Here is a 21,075-nt window from a genome sequence, read left to right as displayed (position 1 = left end):
TAAGTTTCTGGTTACCCTAGGTCAAATGCCCAGCGAAGGACTAGTGAAATGCGAAACTTCCCAAAATTGCCTGATGTCTTCGGCGACGAAAATGACATTCTGGAAGCCCTGTTTGACGAACTTGTTGGGCGACCACTGACGCGAAGCAAACCGATAGCCGATCCCGCAGAATTTGTCGACGCAGTCAGTTATAAATTGAAGGGTATGCAGGGTTTGGACGGGACCAACGTGATCTCGTTTCCACAGGAATTGAACCCTAGTTACCAATGGGGTGTCACCGGCCTGATGACAGACGAAACGCCGCTGCCTGTCGCACTGGCTCTGGACGTGACCGAGACCGGCAGTTACGGCCAGGGCATTGACGGTCAGACTGACGATGACGGTAGGGTCGATTTCACCTTTCAAAACAACGGTACTGACCTGACGCTCAACCTTACAGCTTACGACATCGACCACGATAGGGAGATTGAATGGTTTTTGAACGGCGTCAGCCAAGGTTTCCTCTCGACCGGGATCGACAACGGTTTCTCGCAGCACAATCTTGCGCTGTCGCAGACGGACATGGTCGCAGGGACCAACACGATTACATTTGTACAGACCGGTGAGACTTTCTACCTTTGGGGCGTCAAGGACCTGCTTCTTGAAGCACCGGCCCCGGCACCCGAATTGGTCGTCGGTGTCACTGAGACCGGTAGCTATGGTCAAGGGATTGATGGTCAAACTGACGATGACGGTCGGGTCGAATTCTCCTTCCAGAACTCAGGAACCGATCTGACGCTAAACCTGACGGCCTTTGACATCGATCATGATGCGGAAATCGAATGGTTCCTTAACGGCGTCAGCCAAGGGTTCCTCTCGACCGGGATCGACAACGGTTACTCGCAGCACAATCTTGCGCTGTCCCAGACGGATATGGTCGCAGCGACGAACACGGTTACATTTGTGCAGACCGGTGAGACTTTCTACCTCTGGGGCGTCAAGGATCTTTTGCTGGAAGCCCCCGCCCCTGCTCCCGAGCTTGTTGTTGGCGATACTGAGACCGGTAGCTACGGTCAGGGCATCAACGGAGCCACAGACACGGACGGGCAGGTACATTTCACCTTCCAAGATTCAGGAACCGATCTGACACTGAGCCTTACGGCTTTTGACATCGACAGCGACACCGAGGTTGAATGGTTCTTGAACGGTGTCAGCCAGGGTTTTCTGTCGACAGGGTTCGACAACGGTTTCTCGCAGCACAATCTGTCGATTTCTTCCACAGACCTCGTGTCGGGCGCAAACACGCTGACCTTCGTTCAGACTGGACTCCCGACTCACCTATGGGGGGTCACCAACCTTCTTCTTGAAAATGTGACGCCGCCACCGGAACTGGCCATCGGGGTGACCGAGATGGGTAGCTACGGTCAAGGGATCGATGGTCAGACCGATGCGGACGGGCAAATAGATTTCACCTTCCAGGGCACCGGTGACGACCTTGTGCTCAACTTCACCGGCTATGACATCGACAGCAATACCGAGATCGAGTGGTTACTAAACGGCGTCAGCCAGGGTTTCCTGACCACAGGTATCGACAATGGGTTCTCCGACCATTCGATTAACATTCCCGGTTCAGCTACGGCAGGCGGAACGAACACCATCACCTTTGTACAGACCGGGCTGACGACCCATCTCTGGGGGGTTACAGACCTAACGCTCTATGTCGCGGGAACCGAGCCAGTACCTGCTGGCACGGTCGAACTTGTTCTCGATGTGACCGAGACCGGCAGTTACGGTCAGGGTATCGACGGCCAGACTGACGATGACGGTCGGGTCGACTTCGCCTTCCAGAACACCGGTACTGACCTAACGCTCAACCTTACAGCTTTCGACATCGACAGCGGCACCGAGGTCGAATGGTTCCTGAACGGGGCCAGCCAGGGTTTCCTAACCACCGGGGTCGACAACGGTTTCTCGCAGCACGCGTTGGCTCTTGCCCAGACCGACTTGGTCGCGGGGACGAACACGATCACTTTCGTTCAGACCGGCGAGGTTTATTATCTCTGGGGCGTGAAGGACCTGCTTCTTGAAGCGCCGGTCCCGCCACCGGAACTGGCCGTCGGGGTGACCGAGACGGGCAGCTACGGTCAAGGGATCGATGGACAGACCGACGCGGACGGGCAAATAGATTTCACCTTCCAGGGCACCGGTGACGACCTTGTGCTCAACTTCACCGGCTATGACATCGACAGCAATACCGAGATCGAGTGGTTACTGAACGGCGTCAGCCAGGGTTTCCTGACCACAGGTATCGACAATGGGTTCTCCGACCATTCGATTAACATTCCCGGTTCAGCTACGGCAGGCGGAACGAACACCATCACCTTTGTACAGACCGGGCTGACGACCCATCTCTGGGGGGTTACAGACCTAACGCTCTATGTCGCGGGAACCGAGCCAGTACCGGCTGGCACGGTCGAACTTGTTCTCGATGTGACCGAGACCGGCAGTTACGGTCAGGGCATCGATGGCCAGACTGACGATGACGGTCGGGTCGACTTCAGTTTCCGGAACACTGGTATCGACCTCGAACTTCTCCTGAATGGCTACGACATCGACAGCGGCACCGAGGTCGAATGGTTCCTGAACGGGGCCAGCCAGGGTTTCCTAACCACCGGGGTCGACAACGGTTTCTCGCAGCATGTCATCACCATCGACGCCGACGAACTTGAAGCGGGTTTCAACACGATCACATTCGTTCAGACCGGGTTGACTTCGCATCTTTGGGGAGTCACTGACCTGACCCTGCGCGAACGCCTGCCCGAGCCAGCGCCGCATCTTGAGATCGGTGTGGCTGATCCGACCAGCTATGGAAATGGCACAAACGGTCAAACTGACCATGACGGTCGGCTGGACGCGACATTCGTTTCCAACGGGAGCGACCTGTCGTTGAGCTTCTCGGCCTTCGATATCGATAATGCGCAAGAGATCGAAGTCTATTTAAATGGCACGCTGCTCGGCACACTGGAGCCGGGCGTCGACAACGGGACCAGTATCTACAAGATTCTGCTTCCGGGAGACATGCAGATTTCCGGCACCAATACGGTCAGCTTCGTGCAGACCGGGTTGACCAGCTATATCTGGGGTATATCGGGCCTGCGTCTGGACGAAGCCCTGACACGGCTGGAGCCGACGGACGACCGCTACGACGAACAGTGGTATTTGGGCCGTATAGGCGACATGGAAACGCTATGGGCTGACTACACTGGAAACGGGATCACGGTTGGGGTCTACGACGACGGGCTACAATGGTTGCATCCCGACCTCGTTGCAAATTACGATGCCTCGCGTCATATCTGGTTCGGCGGTCAGGAACTTGACCCGTCAACCGGCGGCTCCGCACACGGCACCGCCGTCGCGGGGATTATCGCAGCAGATGACAACGGGACTGGGACGGTCGGTGTCGCTTTCGATGCCACTCTGACCGGGGTTAACATGATCGACGGAGTAGCGGGGGCCGGGAATACCGATCTTTCGGGCTTCGAAGCCGCGATGATGGGTATAACGCAATTCGACATCGTCAACCATTCCTGGGGCGCGACCCCCGGTTTCGATACGTCGACAGAGGCCACGAATTTCTTTGCCACTGCTTTGCCGACTTTCGAAGATGCGATCGTGAACGGGCGCGATGGACTCGGAACGGTTTTGGTGAAGTCGGCCGGCAATGCCGCGTCGAACAGCCAGGGTGACCTACTGGATGCCTCGCGTTTTTCGATCACTGTCGGTGCAGTCACTGAGAACGGCGGGATCGCGTCTTACTCGAACCACGGGGCCAATCTACTGATAGCGGCACCGTCTAGTGGTGATCCGTTCACTGAGCTTGGCATCTTGACAACAGATCTGACCGGAGCCGAAGGTTTCGGGCCTGACGATTACACCGGCACTGATAGCCTGACTGGCTTCGGCGGCACATCTGCGGCGGCTCCGATAGTCTCTGGTGTTGCTGCCCTGATGCTTGAAGCCAATCCAGATCTAGGGTGGCGGGACATCAAGAACATCCTGGCGTATTCGGCGAAGATAACCGAGAACGAGGCTGCAAGTGTTGATCTTTCTTGGCTGACGGGCGTTTCGTCGCTAGTTGAATCTGTAGACTGGAGCTTCAACGGCGGTGACAACTGGAACGGCGGCGGGCTGCATTTCGCAGAAGACTTCGGCTATGGAATGATCGATGCCTATGCGGCGGTCCGAATGGCCGAAGCCTGGCACCTTTTCGGCACGGCCCAAACCTCAGCCAACGAGGTGTCCTACACTCTGGAAAGCGCTCAAAACGTAACTATCGGAAGCGGGACGACCTTGACATTCGATTCGGGCGTCACTTCGATGAATTTGGAAACAGTAGAAGTCACACTGTCCCTTACCAGCACCAGCCTGGATGTATGGCTTGTGTCTGGATCAGGCACGAGGGTGCAGTTGCTCGACAGCCTTGATACTGTCGACGGACCACTGACCTGGAGCTTCTCTGCAGAGGCCTTCCGAGGTGAGAACGCCGCCGACGGGATATGGTCTCTTGAGTTTAACAACCTCGATGGTGGCTCGGCGCGTCTGACCGACTATGAAATCACCTGGTTCGGGTCCGCAGCAAGCGCCGACAGCACCTATCACTACACCGACGAGATCTTTGCGGCACTTGGCACCGACGCCGTTACCGGAGCGCAAATAACGCTGGCCCAGGATGCAACCCGTCAGGTGCTCACCGATAGCGACGGTGGAACCGACTGGCTGAACTTGTCGGCAATGACCGGATACTTGGAAATTGATCTGCGCCAAGGCGCTGTCAGCTCTTCCTCGGGGGCAGAGTTCCTAACCATTGCGGCAGGTACTGTGATCGAGAACGTGGTTGCTGGTGATGGCGCCGACTACATTATCGGGAATGATGTCGCCAACGAATTGCACGGAATGCGCGGCAACGACACGCTGGATGGCGGGTTGGGCGACGACCTACTCGTCGGTGGCGCGGGCACGGATACTTTTGTTTTCGCTGAGGGCAGTGGAACGGACACCGTTCTCGACTACTGTGTCTCCGGCGGCGAACTCGACATGCTCTATTTCGTTGGATTCGACCCGGCATCCGTTAACTTCACAGATGATGGATCTGGCAATGCTGTGGCAGACCTCGGCGGCGGCGATATGCTGATCCTGAGCGATGTCGATGCTGGCTTGATAGACGATACCTACTTCTATTTCGATCTATTTGCCTGATCGTCGACAAGTTGTTTGCTTGGCAATAAGCACTGGTAATATATTTGCACCAAAGACCCGAGACGGTTTTTTGGCACGACCATATGTGGATCAGCTTGTCACGCCAAACCGCATAGCGCCCATGAGTTATCCGCGCGTTAAGCACGCCGTATGAACAGCTCCCTACTCCGCTGCATCACGGCGTCAAAGGCCTGGCGCTTAGAGAAACAATATGCCGCAAGTGCAACTAAGACACCAAAAGCGCTTGCGGAGAAGGCCCAATGCGCACCTTACAGAGAAGAACAAACACTAAATTCATCCTAGTTAAACACTGCCAAGCACGGTCCGCCTAATTTTTCTGACTGGCCAGCCGCTCAAAGGGGTCAGTCTTGAATTTCTCAGGAAGCGCTTTTGGCTCTTCGAAATCAGGAATGTACAGGCCCCTTGTCCACTTTTCCGGAAATTTATCGATGATTTTGGTGATCTTTTTGCTGGCTGCTGCAGCGCGTCGCCTGATGCGTTTTGCGCCTTCCGGATCGCGCTCATGCAATCGTCGATATCGATCATGAACCCAATCTTGCACTCGGTCGGGGCCGAACGATAAGTAAAGTACGAGACCGATAAGAACAGCAATCAGGAACAGGAATAAAACGAAGCCCGGCTGCAAGGCGAAGAGCGCTAGTAAAATCAGAACGGACAATATTCTGGTTGCGTCCGGCCGTTTAAGAAAAGAACTTACGCGCTCGAAAAGCCAGCGAACTGGTAAATTTTTTCCTACAAGCTGTAGGATCAGCTGCACTTGAACTTCAAGTTTCGCAGCCGTTTCTTCGGTTTTATTAAGCTTTGTGTGTTGCTCAATTTTCTGGGCCGCGTTTGGATCAATTGCCGACCTTATGTTGCTGAGCACAGGGTCCATGGTTTCGGGACCCGTGGAGCCATCACTTTGGAGTTCCAAAGTCGTCGCGGATTCATCTAGGTAAACCTTGCTTTGCATTCAACGTTTCCAGACAGTTAGAGCGCTCCAATACCGCGCCTCCCTCTAGCAGTCGTGAATTTACTAAAACCCAATCAAATTTTTGCGCAGCACGGATCTGTATTTTGTCCAGACTAAGACTAAACAAGGCGAAATTATGCTGCTTGTATGTCAACAGAATGGACAATTAGTCCGGGCTCGATGCAGCCGCTCGACAAGATTAGGCGAGCGACCATTCTGCGAAAATAGTGGCCACCGATTTCATTCATCTAGATTGCGCAAGATCGGCTATTGAAAAGTGGCCGTTTTTCGCATCGTTGTCGGCACCGAAGCCATTAAACTCTTTAGATGCGGCAAGTATGTAGCCACCGTTCTCGCAAAACCTGATGGCGTTCGTTTTGGGTCCACGACCAAAAGGCAGACTTCAACGGCATTGGCCGCAAGTGTCCGCTCTTAGACAATCTCCATCAGATTTGTTGAATGCCCGCGCCCTTTGAGCTCAGGTAGTATAGCTGTCCCATGGATGTGCGGTGAAGCCAAAGCTGGGGTCGGCGCGCTCCGATCTAGGGAGGTTATCCTGCATTCACCGACACCACGGTGATCGGGAAACCTGATGACGAGGAAGCTGAGTTTCCCATGGCCTTTATCGCCGTTGCATCGTGCCAAACCGTCAATATTGAACATTCCGTTTCCTCATTGGAGACTTAATAATACATTTGTAGCTTGACTTAATTGGCCAGCGCTCCATCCGTTTAGTGATGCTACGCAACATATTCCTAACTCTTGCCGCATCTGCCTCTCTCTCGGCAGAGCCTGCCATATCAAAGGTGCTGGAAGTCGATCTAGAGCTCGTTCTTCTTGTAGACGTGTCTCGGTCAATGACCGAGCGTGAACTCGAAATTCAACGACAGGGCTATGCATCAGCCCTTTTGTCGGACGATGTTTTCGCCGCCGTTCAATCGGGCCTCTTACAACGGGTAGCTTTGACTTACGTTGAGTGGGCTGGCACGCAAGAAGTGATCGTAGGTTGGAGGCTTCTGGAAACGCGTGCTGATCTTGAAGAATTCGCGAGCGTTCTTACCACGCGTTTCGACCCAGCTCTGCGCCGTACTTCGATCTCCGAAGCGCTGATCTTTGGGGCCGCGATGATAGAAAAGAACGAATTCGAAGGCCTGCGCAAAGTTATCGATGTGCCGGGCGACGGACCTAACAATCAGGGTCGCCCGGTATTGCAGGCCCGCGAAACAGTGTTGTCGAAATCAATCATCATAAACGGATTACCGCTGATGACCCGAGAAGGTTTGGGGAGCCAATGGCACCTCGACGACCTCGACGTATACTATGAGAATTGCGTGACGGGCGGGCCTGGTTCATTTGTAATTCCGGTGCTGAATTGGCAGGACTTTGCAGAGGCGGTGCGCCGAAAACTTGTGCTTGAAATCGCATCGACGCCTTTGCCCGAAAGGATCCTGTCGGCGCAATACACGTCGTCCACAGCCTATGACTGCTTAATCGGTGAGAAAATTTGGGAGCGGAACCAACAAAATTGGAGCGAGCCCTGAAGAAACACGCTACCTATTCAAATTTCTTATAATCGCATAACCCAACAGGTGAATGAACGTCTTTTTTAGGCTCGGTGCTGAAATTCGCCTAAATCGCAACGGACGTCTGTTTCACAGACCAAATTGTCATTCAATCAATTACCATGTTCCGGGAAGCCCTATTCCCGCCTCAATCCAAGTTCTTTTGGTGAGGCCATCCGCAATTCTCACAAAGACGCCAGAAACAATGCTAGATCTGGGAACGCGATCAGCAAAACAACCAGCAAAAGTGAGCAGAAAATAAACGGGAAGGCGGATGTGTAGATTTCCCGCATTGTGGTGCCCGGCGGTGCAACACCTTTCATCACAAACAGAAGCAACCCGAAAGGTGGGGTTGTGAAACTGATCTCGAGTGAGAGTAACATGATCAGGCCAAACCAGATCGGATCAAAACCAAGTGTCTGAGCCAGAGGAAAAAAGATTGGCACGGTCAGCAACATAATCGAAATTTGCTCCATGAACATACCAAGAAGCAGCAAAACTGCGAACATCACAGCAAGCATCGCCAGTGGGGTAAGTTCAAACGCGATGGCCCAGTTTACTAGCCCCCGAGACGCACCAGAAAAGGCCAATAGCTGGCTGAACGTGGCCGAACCAAAGACAATTAGATAGGCCATTAGTGTTACCTTGAGCGCGCCGGTTACCGACTTTTTGATCGCCTCCCATGTCAAACAGCGGAAAAAAGCCGCCAGGATCAGAACGCCCAGCGCTCCGAAAGCTGCGGCTTCGGATGGAGTTACAAAGCCTTGAATCATCAAGACAATAATCACCACCATGACGCCAACCATAGGCACGACCTCAGTCATGAGTAGTTTCAAGCGGTATGCCATCGACATAGGCTCTACGTCATAAGCAGGAGCCGCGTCCGGATCTATTCGAGTTTGAAGCCAGATTGTGCCAATATAAAACAAGGCTAGGATCAAACCGGGAATTACACCCGCTATCAACAACGCTGCTACGTCTATCTGTGCAAGTGTGGCCAGAAGAACCGCAAGCGCCGAAGGCGGTATGATGATAGCCAAGCCACCCGTTCCCAAAATAGGCCCAATGCTCATATACGATTTGTAACCGCGCCTGTTCATTTCGGGCACCATGAGCGATCCCAAAAGTGCTGTTGAGCCCATCGACGATCCTGATAGCGTGGAAAATGCAGTGCCTCCCAGCACTGTCACATAACTAAGACGCCCAGGAAGTCTTCCCAGCAACTTATCTATTGCACTGAACATGCGCCCGCCCAAGCCGGTGTGGAAGAATATCTCGCCCATCAGCAAGAACAGCGGGATTGGCATTAGCGCATATTTGGTCAATGCACCAAGTCCGTTATTGAGGAGTTGAGTGACGCCTCGCTCGCCCCCCATGAACACCCAAGCGCCTAAAATATTGGCTGCAAGAAAAGCCAGTGCCACAGGCATTCCGATGGCCATCAGGAAAACAATTGACCCAAGCAGCAAGGCAAGAGCTTCGTACCACTCCATCATTCGTGTATCCCTGCTTCGCCGCTGTGCATCAGTTCGGTCCCGAAAACAAAGCGCGAAAACTCAATCGCCATGAGCCCGAAAGACAGGGGAAAGGCGACGGTCAGCATCCATCGAGGAAAATAATAAGCACGGGTGTCGTAGTCTCCGCGTTCGATATTTGTCAGGACCAAATCAGCGCCTTGCCAAGCGAGTATGAGGCAAACCAGCACACACGCAGCTGCCACTGCTCGGCTGACAATTCGGCGCAAACCCACTGGTAGAGCGGCAGTGACTAGCTCGATATGGACATGGCCCTTTTCACGCACTAGCCAAGGCGCGCCCAACATGGTCATGTACAAAAGCCCGTATTCGGCAGAAGTAAATAGCCAGGCAAAGGGCTGCAGCCCTAGATTTCGCATCAGAACTGACGTGATGACAGACAGCATCAACCAAACCAGTAAAAACCCGGCGACAATAGCCATGCCAAACAGCACTGCGTCATAGAACCTTTTCATCATCGCGCCTGCTTTGCCCCGTAAATTAGACAGGCCCGGAAGACTCCCCCGGGCCTGTCTATGGACTTAGTTTGCAGCGTCGAGATCGTAGAACAGCTCGATCAAGCGATCATAGTTATCGGTGCCGCCGGGCTGTTCAGCCATCAGGCCTTTCATCCGTTCCCATGTCTTTTCGCGGGCAGCGGCAAGATAGTTTGCCTTTGCGTCCCCTTCCAGGCTGACAACTGTCATGCCCGCAGTGTCAAGGGCCGCAAAGTCCTCGTCGCGTTTACCTCGCAGGGCCTCAACGCTGTCTTTTTCGTGTTGGATCGCAACGTCTTGCAAGATAGTCCGGGCTTCTTCAGACAGAGAGTTCCATTTATCAAGATTCACAATGACGCCAAGATCCGTCGAGAAAAAACATGGCTCAATGCGGTAGTTTAGGAACTCGTTCCACTTAAGGTCAATCAGACCGATCTGGGTCCAGCCCGTCGCATCCACGACACCGCGTTGCAGGGCCGAGTATACCTCGCCCGTAGGTAAGTCGATTACCTGCGCACCAAGGTAGTTTGTGAAAAAGGCGTTGTAGACGTTGTTGCCGCGCAGCTTCAGCCCTTCAACTTCCAGATTGCCATCGGCATCAAAACTGGGTTCGTTGCGGGTCCAAAGGTTGTAGCAGACTCCACTGTCGAACCAGCCGAGGTATTTCAAGCCCATCTTTTCCTGATGGATCTGGTCGATCAACTCGGTGCCCCCGTTTTGGCGGGTCTCGATCGCGGTCAGGTTCGAGGCGACCATTGCGTCCTTTTCAGGCAGCGAACCGCCGTAAAACGAACCTGGCGTATAGACCATGTCGACGATCCCGTCGCGCACCGCATCCGGCTGTTGGAACATGCCAATGGCTTCCGGCCCGCCGCGCACGTCAATCTGAATGACCCCTTTGCCGGCCTCGTTAACTTTATCGACAAATTCCAGAAAGCTCTGTGTATAAATCAGCGTTTCAGGAAAGGCGTGAACCGCCGAGATCGTTTCTTGTGCTTTAGCCGCTCCGGCGACTATTACGGCCCCTGCCAGCAGGCCAGCCAATGAGTTCATTTTCATAAGTATTCCTCCGCTTGTTTCAGGGGTATTTTCCTCATTTCACCCCTTATTTCTGGCCTTTTGGCCTGTACTGCGCGGTCTTCGCGCGACGTGAATTAATCCGGTTTAGTCGGCCACGCCCATGGAGTGGTCTTGGTGCGTTTGTCTCTGTGAGCGCTTATTGCATGATTGTGCTGTTGGGTTAGATCGATATCGTCCCAGCCATTGATCAGCTTCAGACGCCATCCTTCGTCCAGTTCAAATGTCGCCGTTATTTCTCCAAGAGTTAGTCGGTTCTCGGTAAGATCAATCGAAAGTTCTCCCGGAACATCGCTCACCGCCTGCTGTAGCTGCGTCACCTTCTCAGCGTTAACCCGTGCTGGCAGCAGACCGTTATTAATGGCATTGGTGGCGAAGATGTCACCGAAGCTGTTCGCGATGACCGCGCGAATGCCGGCGTCAACCAGCGCGTAAACCGCCGCTTCGCGCGAAGATCCGCTGCCGAAATTATGCCCGGCGATCAGAATACTGACCCCTTCATGTCGGTTCAGCGGGAATTCTGCTGACAATTGCTCATCATCGTCCCGCCGCATGTCATGCAATAAATACCGGCCATACCCTTCGCTGCGCGGGACAGACATAAAACGCGCCGGGATCAGCTGATCCGTGTCGATATTATCTACCGCCAAAGCCAACGCGGATCCCTTATGTGTGCTCCACCCCGTCATCACGCGGCCCTGCCCTGCAAAAGCGGCCTGACATCAGTAATTTTGCCTGTTACGGCTGCTGCAGCGACCATCGCCGGGGACATCAGATGCGTTCGCGCGCCACGTCCCTGACGTCCGCGGAAATTACGGTTGGTCGAGGATGCGCAGCGCTTACCCTCAGCCACAACATCTCCGTTCATGCCAACGCACATTGAACAGCCTGAAGCGGCCCATTCCAACCCAGCATCTCGAAAGATCCTGTCCAACCCCTCTTCTTCAGCCTGCGTCTTAACCCGCGCGGACCCGGGTGCGACGAGCCCCGGCACAATCGCCCGGCGCCCTGATAACACCAAAGCCGCCTCTCTAAGGTCTTCAATGCGGCCATTTGTACAGGAGCCGATAAAGACTTGATCAACCGAGATTCCGTCCAAGGGTTGCCCTGGCGCTAAACCCATATATTCCAGCGCATCGCGGGCCGAGCTTGATTTGGCTGGGTCAGTAAGTTCTGGGCTCGGAACCTTGGCAGATATGGGCAGGGCCTGCTCTGGGCTGGTGCCCCAAGTGACGGTTGGCGCAATTTCAGCGGCGCTCAGCGTGACCTCGCGGTCGAAACCTGCGCCTTCGTCTGTCACAAGTCCTTGCCATGCACGTCGCGCACCTTCAAGGACTGCACCTGAAGGCGCGTAATCCCGACCTTCTAGATAGGCATAAGTCACCTCGTCCGGTGCCACCATGCCAAACCGCGCCCCGCCTTCGATTGAGAGGTTGCACAGTGTCATGCGCCCCTCCATCGACAAATCCCGGATAGTCTGGCCTGTGTATTCAACTGCGTGGCCCTGCGCGCCACCGGCGCCCAAACGCGCAATCCAATTCAGTGCAATGTCCTTGGCCGTAACGCCGAACCCTAAATTACCATCGACGACTATGCGCATCGCCTTGGGCTTTCGTTGCCAGACTGTTTGTGTCGCCAGCACATGAGCGACCTCCGTCGCTCCGATCCCGAATGCCAATGCGCCAAATGCACCATGTGTGGATGTGTGGCTATCCCCGCAATTGATCAGAAGTCCAGGTAAAGTCAGACCCAACTCTGGTCCGATCACATGCACAATGCCCTGTGCCGGATCATTCAGATCAAAAATCCTAAGTTTGTGACGAGACGCGTTGCTCCGCAAGGTCTCGATCATCCGGGCGATCTTTGGATCGGCGATCCGTTCTCGGTTTCTTGTTGGCGCGTAATGATCTACCACCGCAAAGGTTAGGCGCGGCTCAGCCACCGGTAAGCCGCGTTCCGATAGCTTGGCAAAAGCATGATGCGACCCTTCGTGCACAAGATGCCTATCAACCCAAAGCAGCGACACACCATCCTCGCGCCTCAAAACCTCGTGCGAAGCCCAGAGTTTGTCGAGCATGGTGCGGGGTGCGTTCATTCACCGACCTCCTCGCTGCGCCCGATAGCAGGTTCCCAATGCCGCGCTGACCCGGTTCCCACGCGCGTCAAAGGCATCTCGAGACGAAACATGTCAGAGCGATACAGACCAGAAAGATACTCGACCCCATTGCCTTCGACGTCTCGAACGATCCGTTTCAACGACAACAAGGCAGATCCAACGGCGACGCCCAATGCCTCGGCCACGTCAGGACCCGCCAACGTCGCGGAAACGGTCTGATGCGCTTCTTCAATCTGTACGCCGCCGCGTTCCAGAAGTTTAAAAAGCGGTGTAGTCGCTAAGTCGCTTTCCGAATAGTTGCGAGCAATCAAAGCCGGCACATAAGTCGTCAGATGCGAAAATGGGACATCATTAGTCAGGCGCACCCTTGTGGCAATCTGTACTTGCTGATCGCTCGGCAACCCCATCGCAAGCGCCACCACATCCGGTGCTTTGCCGTATGAAAATGACAAAAGCCGCGCGGTGGTGCTTTGCCCCATTTCAACCAGCTGCGGCATCAGCGTGTTGAAGTCCATTGCTGCTGGCGCTCCGAGGGCGGATTGACCAGAAACCCTAGTGCCGCTACCTGCCTGACGTTCGATCAAACCATTTCGTGAAAGAGTGTCGAGCGCCCGCCGAACGGTCACGCGCGAAACCCCGAACTTCTCGGCTAGCCGCTGCTCACCGGGCAGGGTTTCACCCGCTGAAAGCTGACCTTCCGTGATCTGATCGTGCAGATACAGGTAGACGCGCTGCGCCTTTGTCCCGTCGGGAAGATTGGCCCCATTGATCTTGTTCACCCTATGATTCCCCCTTTCACAGCGATTCCAATCGTAGATCCGACACTTGGAAAATCAAGCATTAGTATTATTGCAACTCCAAAAATAGTCTTACATTATTTTCCAAATCTGTATTACAAATAATACATTATACAGGAGGATCTTTTGCATGCCGATTGTCGAACTGCATGTGATCAGTGGCTATAGCACGCAAGAAAAACAACGACTTGGCGAGGCTCTGACTAATGCGGTACGATTCGTATTGCCCGCTGCACCGGAACTTGTGACTGTTCTGATCCACGACATTTCCGATCAGAACTACTATCGCGGCGGCAAGACCAGACGGCCGGCTCCAGCGAAAGAAGACCCCAAACTTATCGTACGCGAATTTCTGTCCGAAATGGGCGACCGTGCGTTTGAAAACGCACACAAAAGACTGACCCCGAATTTCGTTATGCAATTCCCCGGCGCGGCACCTATGCGAGATTTGGTCGAGCTCAAGAACTGGGCCGCGACCCGTTACCGCCGTATTGCAAAAACTTACGAAGGCTTTGATGCCATGCAAAGCAATGACGACGCAGCGATCGTTTATTGCAGGGGTACGTTATCGGGTGAATGGACGGATGGGACACCATTTGAAGGCATCCGTTTCATTGACCGGTTTGAGATTAAGAACAATCTGATCGCACGGCAGGATGTCTGGAACGACATTGCAGAAACAAGGGCGCAGTCATGAGCGAAATTGACCCGATCACTCTTTCGGTTCTGGCGGGCCGCATGGAGCAAATCGCCGACGAAATGGACGCGACTCTGTTTCGAGCAGCCTTCAACCCGATCATTGCCGAGGCCCATGACGCCAGCCACGGGCTTTATTCTGCAACAACCGGCGATACGTTGGTTCAGGGCAAATCCGGATTACCGATCTTTGTGGGTGTGATGTCTTTTGCCGTAAAAGCGGTGATCGAGAAAGCCGCATCTGACGGAGATCTGGAAGATGGCGACATCTATATCTTTAACGATGCGCATATAGGTGGCACGCATTTGTCTGACATGCGATTGGTGCGACCATATTTCCGCAACGGCAAATTGTTTTGCTTTCTCGCGTCGGTCGGGCACTGGCATGACGTTGGCGGTGCAGTTCCCGGAAATTACAACCCGGCTGCAACAGAAGTGTTTCAAGAAGCCTTTGTCCTACCGCCTGTAAAGTTGGCGCGCAAGGGCGCGGTTAATCAGGATATTATCGATATTCTGTTGCGCAACACCCGTCTGCCTCAATCAGCAATGGGCGATCTGAATGGGCAACTGGGCGCCCTGGACCTTGGGGTCCGGAGGATGGACGAGTTGTTGGACGAATACGAGGCCGAAACGGTTTCGGCCGCTCTTGAATCGCTCAGCAATCGGGCCGAGGTGCTCATGCGCTCTGAGTTGCAGGACTTACCAGATGGCCGGTGGGAAGCCGAGGATTTCCTCGACAACGACGGTATCATCGATGCTCCGCTTCGCATCAATCTGGCGCTTGAAATAAAGGGGGATAGAATGGTGCTTGATTTCACTGGCTCATCTCAGCAATGCGCTGGGCCGGTGAATATCGCCCTACCCACGACTGTGGCAACCGCCTATGTCGCAATCAAACACGTCTTTCCGTCGCTGCCAGCTAACGCAGGGGTTATGCGCCCTATCGAAGTGATCGTGCCCGAAGACAGTCTGTTGTCCGCTGATTTCCCCGCCCCAACAGGCGGATACACAGAGACTATTTTGCGGATGATCGATGTGGTGTTCTCCGCCTTTGCCAAGGCTGCACCGGATCGGGTTGTCGCCAATGCCTACGGCACGATCAATGCGCTTTCCATCGCTGGTAAACGTTCAAACGGGCAGCCATGGGTTATGTTTAGTTTTTACGGCGGGGGTCACGGCGGGTCTGTAGAAAGCGACGGCTTAAACCATGGCAACGCGCCGATTTCGACGGCGACGATCCCGCCGTTGGAAATTTTTGAAGCAGCCTATCCGGTTATGTTTCGTAAATGGGCTTTGCGTACCGACAGCGCTGGCGCCGGCGCCCACCGCGGCGGACTTGGCGCTGTCTATGAGATTGAAGTGCTCGAGGAAAACGGCGCCGAGGCATTCTTGTTTGGCGAACGTGGCAAGTTTCCTCCAAAGGGTATCGCCCAAGGTGGGAACGGGGCGATGAATGTCTTCACCTACGAACAGGACGATGGCTGGAAGGCACCGCCTCTGGTTTCGAAAATGAGGGGGATCAAATTGAAGCAGGGACAAGCCGTTCGCCTTGAAACACCCGGTGGTGGTGGATATGGCGCCGCAAACAGCCGCTCTTCAGAGGCCATCGCCAGGGACGTGGCGCGCGGACTGGTCAGCGACGAACGGGCGGATCAGGTGTATGGCACCGCGTGGCGGGAAGTGACGCCATGACCGGACGCATGATCGGTGTGGATGTCGGGGGCACGTTCACGGATGTCTTTGTTCTGAACGAAGCAGATGGCAGCGCGACCGTCGCCAAGGTTCCCACCACACGCCCAGATCAGTCGGGCGGATTCCTTGACGGGATCGGACGCGAGGTCGACGATCTGTCAGAGATCTCCGTTGTCGTACACGGCACTACAGCAGGCACCAATGCCCTGCTGGAACGCAAAGGTGCCAGAACTGGTGTGATTTGTACTGAGGGCCTGAGGGACGTGTTGGAAATGCGCCGCAGAGATCGGCCGCGAACCTGGGGCTTACGTGGTGATTTTGAACCCGTAGTGGATCGCCGCGACCGGCTAGAGGTGCCGGAACGCACGCTGGCAGACGGCAGTATTCGCACGCAGGTTGATCTGGATTCCGTACGCAGAGCCGCAAAGCAATTACTGAAGCAGGGGTGCGAAGCCGTCGCGATCCTATTTGCCAATGCCTATGCCAACCCGGAAAACGAAGTCGCCGCTGTCGCCGCGGTGCGTGAAATCTGGCCAAATCCGCATGTGTCCGCCTCTTCAGAAATTCTGCCAGAAATCCGAGAATTCGAACGGTTCTCGACCACGGCACTGAACGCCTATCTGCAGCCCGAAGTCTCAGGCTATTTGACCCGCTTGGAAAACGCCCTGCAATCCGACGGATTCGATGGCGAATTCATGATTGTCCAATCCAATGGCGGTGTCATGGGCGTCAACACTGCATCCCGCCTTCCGGTACGCACGGCGCTGTCCGGTCCGGCAGCAGGCGTCATCGCCGCCGGTTATATCGCGCAATCCGCTGGCTTCGACAATGTCATTACGGGGGATATGGGTGGTACCAGCTTTGACGTTTCGCTGATCTCCCAGGGACAGACGATGTTGTCAGCTCAGACCTCAATCGATTTTGGCATGGTTGTTCGCAACCCGATGATCGAGATAACGACCATTGGCGCGGGCGGCGGCTCGATTGCTTGGGTCGACAAGGGAGGACTGCTGAACATCGGCCCTGAAAGCGCTGGATCGAATCCCGGCCCGGTGGCTTACGGTATGGGAAACGATCGCCCGACTGTAACGGATGCAAATGTTGTGCTTGGTCGTATCGATCCGGAAAATCCCATTGGCGGCAAACTGGAACGGCTGGACGTAGAGGCCGCAGGAAATGCGATCGATGTCCATGTGGGCGAACTACTGGGCTTGTCCAGACTCGAGGCGGCCGAAGCCATCCTGCGCGTCGCCAATTCACGCATGGCCGGAGCGATCCGGCTTGTCAGCATTGAGCGTGGATTTGATCCCAAACGTTTTGTCTTCATGCCGTTCGGCGGCGGCGGCGCGTTACATGCCGGGGCAATGCTGGCCGAAGTGGGGATATCCCGCGCCATTGTTCCGCGTTTTCCCGGGGTCACCTCGGCGTTAGGCTGTGTGATCGCTGATATGCGGCAGGATTTCGTACAAACGGTCAATACCCTGGTCACACAGTTGGACGAAGCTGCTTTGGGCGCATTTATGCAAGAGCATGTGGATCAGGGCATGGCACTGCTTGGTGCATCGCGGACCAGTTTTGACCGACTTGAGATTTCATTCGAGCTCGACATGGCATATCTGGGACAAACTCATACCGTGCCGGTGCCACTAACTGTTACGCAGACAAACGGTACGGTCACTGCGCCCAGCAAGGCCGACATCGAACAGGCTTTTGATACAGCTTATCATGCTACCTATGGAAGGCTATTGAACAACGGCGTGCGACGGATACTGAACCTGCGCAGCGCAGTCACAGGCAAACGGCCGAAGTTCGATCTCACCTCCCTCGCTCCCGAAACCGAAGGCGTCGTTGCACCCTCGGCGATACGGAAGGTTCATTTTGGGCACGCCTGGTATGACACCGCCATTTATGATCGCTTGTCTTTGCCAGTTGGCACTGCAATCAAAGGTCCAGCCATCCTGACGCAACCGGACACTACAGTCCTGATCGAACCAGATTTTCAGGGTCGCGTGGACGCCTTTGGCAACACGATCATCGAACCGCAAAAGGAGGACTGAATGAGCGATCCAGGAACCTGGGACCCGCGAAAGACGGCGTTGCTGACCATCGATCTTCAGAACGACTTCATCCATCCTGAAGGTGCCTATGGCCGAGCTGGACAATCGGCCCCAGAAATTGCAGCACTTCCAGAACGCATCGCTCCTTTGGCAAGGAGGCTACAAGCGGCGGGCGGGCGCTTTTTTTCCGCACAGTTTACTCTTGTACCGGACCGCGATGGCGAACCTCTGATTGCACCGCATCTCAAGCAATTGCGCCCGTTCTTGACCAAAGGTGACTTTGCGCCGGGAGGATTTGGTCACAGCTTGGTCGATACACTGCAACCCTGTGATTTCGTCATCGAAAAGGTGGCATACTCTGCCTTCTACCAGACACGACTGGAATATCTGATGCGCGCATTGGGCATTGAAAATCTGATTGTCGGGGGCATCGTAACCAATGGCGGTGTTGCCTCGACTTTGCGGGATGCGCATCTGCGTGATGTCGAAACCGTCATGCTAACAGACGGATGCGCCGCATTTCGGCAGGAGGTACATGAGGCAACAATTCTTTCGCTTGGCACGGTCACTCACCAGCGGAGTTGCGCTCAGATGATGACGTGGATGGAGGGAGCCAAATGAACCTCAAATCCCGCCTTTCAAAGAAGGAGATTCTCGTTGCGCCGGGTGTGTATGACGGTTTGACGGCCTCTTTGGCTGAAAAAGCTGGCTTCGAGGCCCTCTATCTAAGCGGGGCAGCCGTCGCATATACTCGATTGGGCCGTCCCGATATCGGGCTTTCCACTGCGTCCGAGATGGCAGACACGATGACCCTGATCGCAGATCGGGTCTCGTTACCTGTTATCATCGACGCTGACACCGGTTTTGGTAACGCACTGAACGCTCAGCGAACCATGCGGCTATATGAACGTGCCGGTGCATCGGCACTGCAAGTTGAAGACCAAACCTATCCGAAACGCTGCGGACATTTATCAGACAAATCACTTATCCCTGCGCAGGAAATGGCTGGGAAGATCAAGGCGATGGTCGACGCGCGCGCCAGAAGTGACACTCTGATTATTGCCCGAACAGACGCAATTGCCGTTGAGGGTTTCAACGCCGCGACCGACCGGGCAGAAACATATCTGGAGGCGGGTGCTGATATCCTCTTCCTCGAAGCTCCGCAGAGCCGCGGACAACTGACGTCCATCGCGGATCAATTTGCTCCCCGTGTCCCACTTTTGGCTAACATGGTTGAAGGTGGCGCAACACCGATTCTTGGCGCCGATGATTTGGAGGCGCAGGGCTATTCCATCGTAATATTCCCTGGTGGGATCGTTCGGGCTTTGGCAAAAACTGCTCAGTCATACTATCAGAGTCTGGCTGCGAACGGCTCAAACAAGCCCTTTGCGAAGAACATGTTCGACTTCAACGGTCTGAACGAAGTCATCGGAACAGCCGAGATGCTGGATGCCGGGGCCCGCTACGATGACACCCAACGTTGAGAATGCCCCACCGGAACGGTTCGATCTCAGGACCGGCACTCTGATCATCGGCGCGGGTGCTTGCGGTTTGGTAGCCGCTTTATCGGCATCAGAGTCGGGACAGAACTTGCTGGTCATCGAAGCTGATCCTGTTCCCAGCGGGTCGACAGCCTTGTCAGCCGGGTTGATCCCGGCTGCAGGTACTAAGATCCAACAGGCCGCAGGGATCACGGATGATGCCGCGCGCTTTGCCCGTGATATCCAGACCAAAGCATATAACGAAAACGAACAAGCACTGGTCGAATTATTGACCAACAACGCCGCCGAAGTCATCGATTGGCTGTGTGAACGCCATGCCCTGCCCTTTTCGATTGTTACGGATTTTGACTATCCCGGTCACTCTCGTCGACGGATGCACGGGCTACCGTCGCGGTCGGGCGGCGAGTTGATCGACGCTCTTCGCAGCGCTTGCGAGCGTGAAGATTTGGACATTATCTGTAATCGTCGCGCGATAACGCTCTACCTAGATCAGGATCAGATTCTGGGTGTTGCAGTGGCTGGTCCGGATGCAAATGTCGAAACCATTGCCTGCGACCGCCTTATTCTTGCGTGTAACGGATTCGGTGGGAATCGCGCGTTAGTGGCCGAGCATATGCCGCAGATCGAACGTGCGCTCTGGTTCGGACACAGCGGCAACCGGGGCGAGGCAGTTCTTTGGGGAGAAGCGCTTGGTGCCGGGCTTCGAAATTTGAGTGCCTACCAGGGTCACGGCAATGTCGCACACCCACATGGCATCCTGATAACATGGGCGGTAATCACAGAAGGTGGTGTGCAGGTTAACCGTAATGGCCACCGTTTCTGGAATGAGTCGCAAGGCTATTCTGAAGCTGCCCGTGCAGTACTGGCTCAGCCCGATGGAGAGGCTTTCGCCATCTTCGACGGTCGCATTGCCACCATTGCTGGCCAATTTGAAGACTTCAGACGCGCAGAAACTTCAGGCGCTATTAAATCCTCTGAAACAATTGAAGAACTTGCGAAGGCTTTGGCCCTACCACCCGCGGCTTTGGAACAAACCATTCGGGAAATTCCTGTCAACGGCACCGATCAATTCGGTAGGTTTTTCAATAAGACGCCTCTAACGCCCCCTTACAAGGGCGTACGTGTAACTGGTGCCTTATTTCATACCCAAGGAGGTTTACGCGTCGATTCCTCTGCGCGCGTCCTCAAGGCTGACGGCACTGCTTTCACCAACCTCTACGCAGGTGGCGGGGCGGCTACAGGCGTTTCTGGCAGGGGTGACAGCGGATACCTGTCCGGAAATGGCTTATTGAGTGCCGTTGTGTTAGGTCGAATAGCAGGGCGGAATACTTGATATCAAAATAATGCATCCTGAAAA

General features: G+C 54.8%; 15 protein-coding genes. 8 read left to right on the top strand and 7 right to left on the bottom strand.

The genetic code is table 11. The features are described 5' to 3' along the window. Positions 1-48 precede the first annotated feature (48 nt). Positions 49-5,235: a S8 family serine peptidase gene (locus AC2FNE_RS16665; protein WP_496805829.1), complete on the top strand. Its 5,187-nt coding sequence runs from the start codon at positions 49-51 to the stop codon at positions 5,233-5,235. A gap of 328 nt (positions 5,236-5,563) precedes the next feature. Here the strand turns inward: AC2FNE_RS16665 and AC2FNE_RS16660 are convergent, their stop codons facing one another. Then, positions 5,564-6,208: a hypothetical protein gene (locus tag AC2FNE_RS16660; protein WP_496805828.1), complete on the bottom strand. Its 645-nt coding sequence runs from the start codon at positions 6,206-6,208 to the stop codon at positions 5,564-5,566. A gap of 737 nt (positions 6,209-6,945) precedes the next feature. Between AC2FNE_RS16660 and AC2FNE_RS16655 the strand changes: the two genes are divergently transcribed. After that, complete coding sequence (locus AC2FNE_RS16655) at positions 6,946-7,749, top strand: DUF1194 domain-containing protein (RefSeq protein ID WP_496805827.1); 804 nt, start codon at positions 6,946-6,948, stop codon at positions 7,747-7,749. A gap of 206 nt (positions 7,750-7,955) precedes the next feature. Here the strand turns inward: AC2FNE_RS16655 and AC2FNE_RS16650 are convergent, their stop codons facing one another. The 6 genes from AC2FNE_RS16650 to AC2FNE_RS16625 form a co-directional block, all read right to left on the bottom strand. After that, entirely contained in the window at positions 7,956-9,263 is a 1,308-nt protein-coding gene (locus AC2FNE_RS16650) for a TRAP transporter large permease (protein WP_170482523.1), read from the bottom strand. Then, a complete protein-coding gene (locus AC2FNE_RS16645; RefSeq protein ID WP_170608827.1) occupies positions 9,263-9,763 on the bottom strand; it encodes a TRAP transporter small permease in 501 nt (166 codons plus the stop codon). Before AC2FNE_RS16645 ends, AC2FNE_RS16650 begins: the two co-directional genes overlap by 1 nt. 63 nt (positions 9,764-9,826) lie before the next feature. After that, positions 9,827-10,840, bottom strand: coding sequence for a TRAP transporter substrate-binding protein DctP (dctP, locus tag AC2FNE_RS16640; RefSeq protein WP_170482428.1), 1,014 nt, complete (start codon positions 10,838-10,840; stop codon positions 9,827-9,829). 95 nt (positions 10,841-10,935) lie between these two features. Next, positions 10,936-11,547, bottom strand: coding sequence for a 3-isopropylmalate dehydratase small subunit (gene leuD / locus AC2FNE_RS16635; protein WP_170608828.1), 612 nt, complete (start codon positions 11,545-11,547; stop codon positions 10,936-10,938). Next, positions 11,547-12,953 carry a 3-isopropylmalate dehydratase large subunit gene (leuC, locus tag AC2FNE_RS16630; RefSeq protein ID WP_496805826.1) on the bottom strand — a complete coding sequence of 469 codons (1,407 nt, stop codon included), beginning with the start codon at positions 12,951-12,953 and terminating at the stop codon, positions 11,547-11,549. Before leuC ends, leuD begins: the two co-directional genes overlap by 1 nt. Further along, the gene (locus AC2FNE_RS16625) at positions 12,950-13,753 is read right to left on the bottom strand and encodes a GntR family transcriptional regulator (RefSeq protein ID WP_170482436.1); all 804 of its coding nucleotides are present in this window, start codon (positions 13,751-13,753) and stop codon (positions 12,950-12,952) included. Before AC2FNE_RS16625 ends, leuC begins: the two co-directional genes overlap by 4 nt. A 148-nt stretch (positions 13,754-13,901) precedes the next feature. Here AC2FNE_RS16625 and AC2FNE_RS16620 point away from each other — a divergent pair, with 148 nt between their 5' ends. The 6 genes from AC2FNE_RS16620 to AC2FNE_RS16595 are packed head-to-tail and all read left to right on the top strand — an operon-like array spanning position 13,902 to position 21,051. Further along, positions 13,902-14,468 carry a tautomerase family protein gene (locus AC2FNE_RS16620; RefSeq protein WP_170608830.1) on the top strand — a complete coding sequence of 189 codons (567 nt, stop codon included), beginning with the start codon at positions 13,902-13,904 and terminating at the stop codon, positions 14,466-14,468. Then, positions 14,465-16,159, top strand: coding sequence for a hydantoinase B/oxoprolinase family protein (locus tag AC2FNE_RS16615; RefSeq protein WP_496805825.1), 1,695 nt, complete (start codon positions 14,465-14,467; stop codon positions 16,157-16,159). Before AC2FNE_RS16620 ends, AC2FNE_RS16615 begins: the two co-directional genes overlap by 4 nt. After that, the gene (locus tag AC2FNE_RS16610; RefSeq protein ID WP_496805824.1) at positions 16,156-18,216 is read left to right on the top strand and encodes a hydantoinase/oxoprolinase family protein; all 2,061 of its coding nucleotides are present in this window, start codon (positions 16,156-16,158) and stop codon (positions 18,214-18,216) included. The genes AC2FNE_RS16615 and AC2FNE_RS16610 overlap by 4 nt, the downstream gene beginning before the upstream one ends. Beyond that, positions 18,217-18,837 (top strand): cysteine hydrolase family protein, encoded by a 621-nt coding sequence (locus AC2FNE_RS16605; RefSeq protein ID WP_170608833.1) that lies wholly within the window; start codon positions 18,217-18,219, stop codon positions 18,835-18,837. Beyond that, entirely contained in the window at positions 18,834-19,700 is an 867-nt protein-coding gene (locus AC2FNE_RS16600; protein WP_170608834.1) for an isocitrate lyase/PEP mutase family protein, read from the top strand. Before AC2FNE_RS16605 ends, AC2FNE_RS16600 begins: the two co-directional genes overlap by 4 nt. After that, entirely contained in the window at positions 19,684-21,051 is a 1,368-nt protein-coding gene (locus tag AC2FNE_RS16595) for an FAD-dependent oxidoreductase (RefSeq protein WP_496805823.1), read from the top strand. The genes AC2FNE_RS16600 and AC2FNE_RS16595 overlap by 17 nt, the downstream gene beginning before the upstream one ends. Positions 21,052-21,075 lie beyond the last annotated feature (24 nt).

The organism is Ruegeria sp. YKSD179, assembly GCF_059612885.1.
The sequence above is the reverse complement of the archived record's forward strand: the minus strand, read 5'-3'. Positions and strand labels throughout refer to the sequence as shown.

Excerpts from the sequence above, each read along its gene's own strand:
- AC2FNE_RS16665 (WP_496805829.1), top strand. The coding sequence starts at position 49 with ATGCGAAACTTCCCAAAATTGCCTGATGTCTTCGGCGACGAAAATGAC.
- AC2FNE_RS16660 (WP_496805828.1), bottom strand. The coding sequence starts at position 6,208 with ATGCAAAGCAAGGTTTACCTAGATGAATCCGCGACGACTTTGGAACTC.
- AC2FNE_RS16655 (WP_496805827.1), top strand. The coding sequence starts at position 6,946 with ATGCTACGCAACATATTCCTAACTCTTGCCGCATCTGCCTCTCTCTCG.
- AC2FNE_RS16650 (WP_170482523.1), bottom strand. The coding sequence starts at position 9,263 with ATGGAGTGGTACGAAGCTCTTGCCTTGCTGCTTGGGTCAATTGTTTTC.
- AC2FNE_RS16645 (WP_170608827.1), bottom strand. The coding sequence starts at position 9,763 with ATGATGAAAAGGTTCTATGACGCAGTGCTGTTTGGCATGGCTATTGTC.
- dctP (WP_170482428.1), bottom strand. The coding sequence starts at position 10,840 with ATGAAAATGAACTCATTGGCTGGCCTGCTGGCAGGGGCCGTAATAGTC.
- leuD (WP_170608828.1), bottom strand. The coding sequence starts at position 11,547 with ATGACGGGGTGGAGCACACATAAGGGATCCGCGTTGGCTTTGGCGGTA.
- leuC (WP_496805826.1), bottom strand. The coding sequence starts at position 12,953 with ATGAACGCACCCCGCACCATGCTCGACAAACTCTGGGCTTCGCACGAG.
- AC2FNE_RS16620 (WP_170608830.1), top strand. The coding sequence starts at position 13,902 with ATGCCGATTGTCGAACTGCATGTGATCAGTGGCTATAGCACGCAAGAA.
- AC2FNE_RS16615 (WP_496805825.1), top strand. The coding sequence starts at position 14,465 with ATGAGCGAAATTGACCCGATCACTCTTTCGGTTCTGGCGGGCCGCATG.
- AC2FNE_RS16610 (WP_496805824.1), top strand. The coding sequence starts at position 16,156 with ATGACCGGACGCATGATCGGTGTGGATGTCGGGGGCACGTTCACGGAT.
- AC2FNE_RS16605 (WP_170608833.1), top strand. The coding sequence starts at position 18,217 with ATGAGCGATCCAGGAACCTGGGACCCGCGAAAGACGGCGTTGCTGACC.
- AC2FNE_RS16600 (WP_170608834.1), top strand. The coding sequence starts at position 18,834 with ATGAACCTCAAATCCCGCCTTTCAAAGAAGGAGATTCTCGTTGCGCCG.
- AC2FNE_RS16595 (WP_496805823.1), top strand. The coding sequence starts at position 19,684 with ATGACACCCAACGTTGAGAATGCCCCACCGGAACGGTTCGATCTCAGG.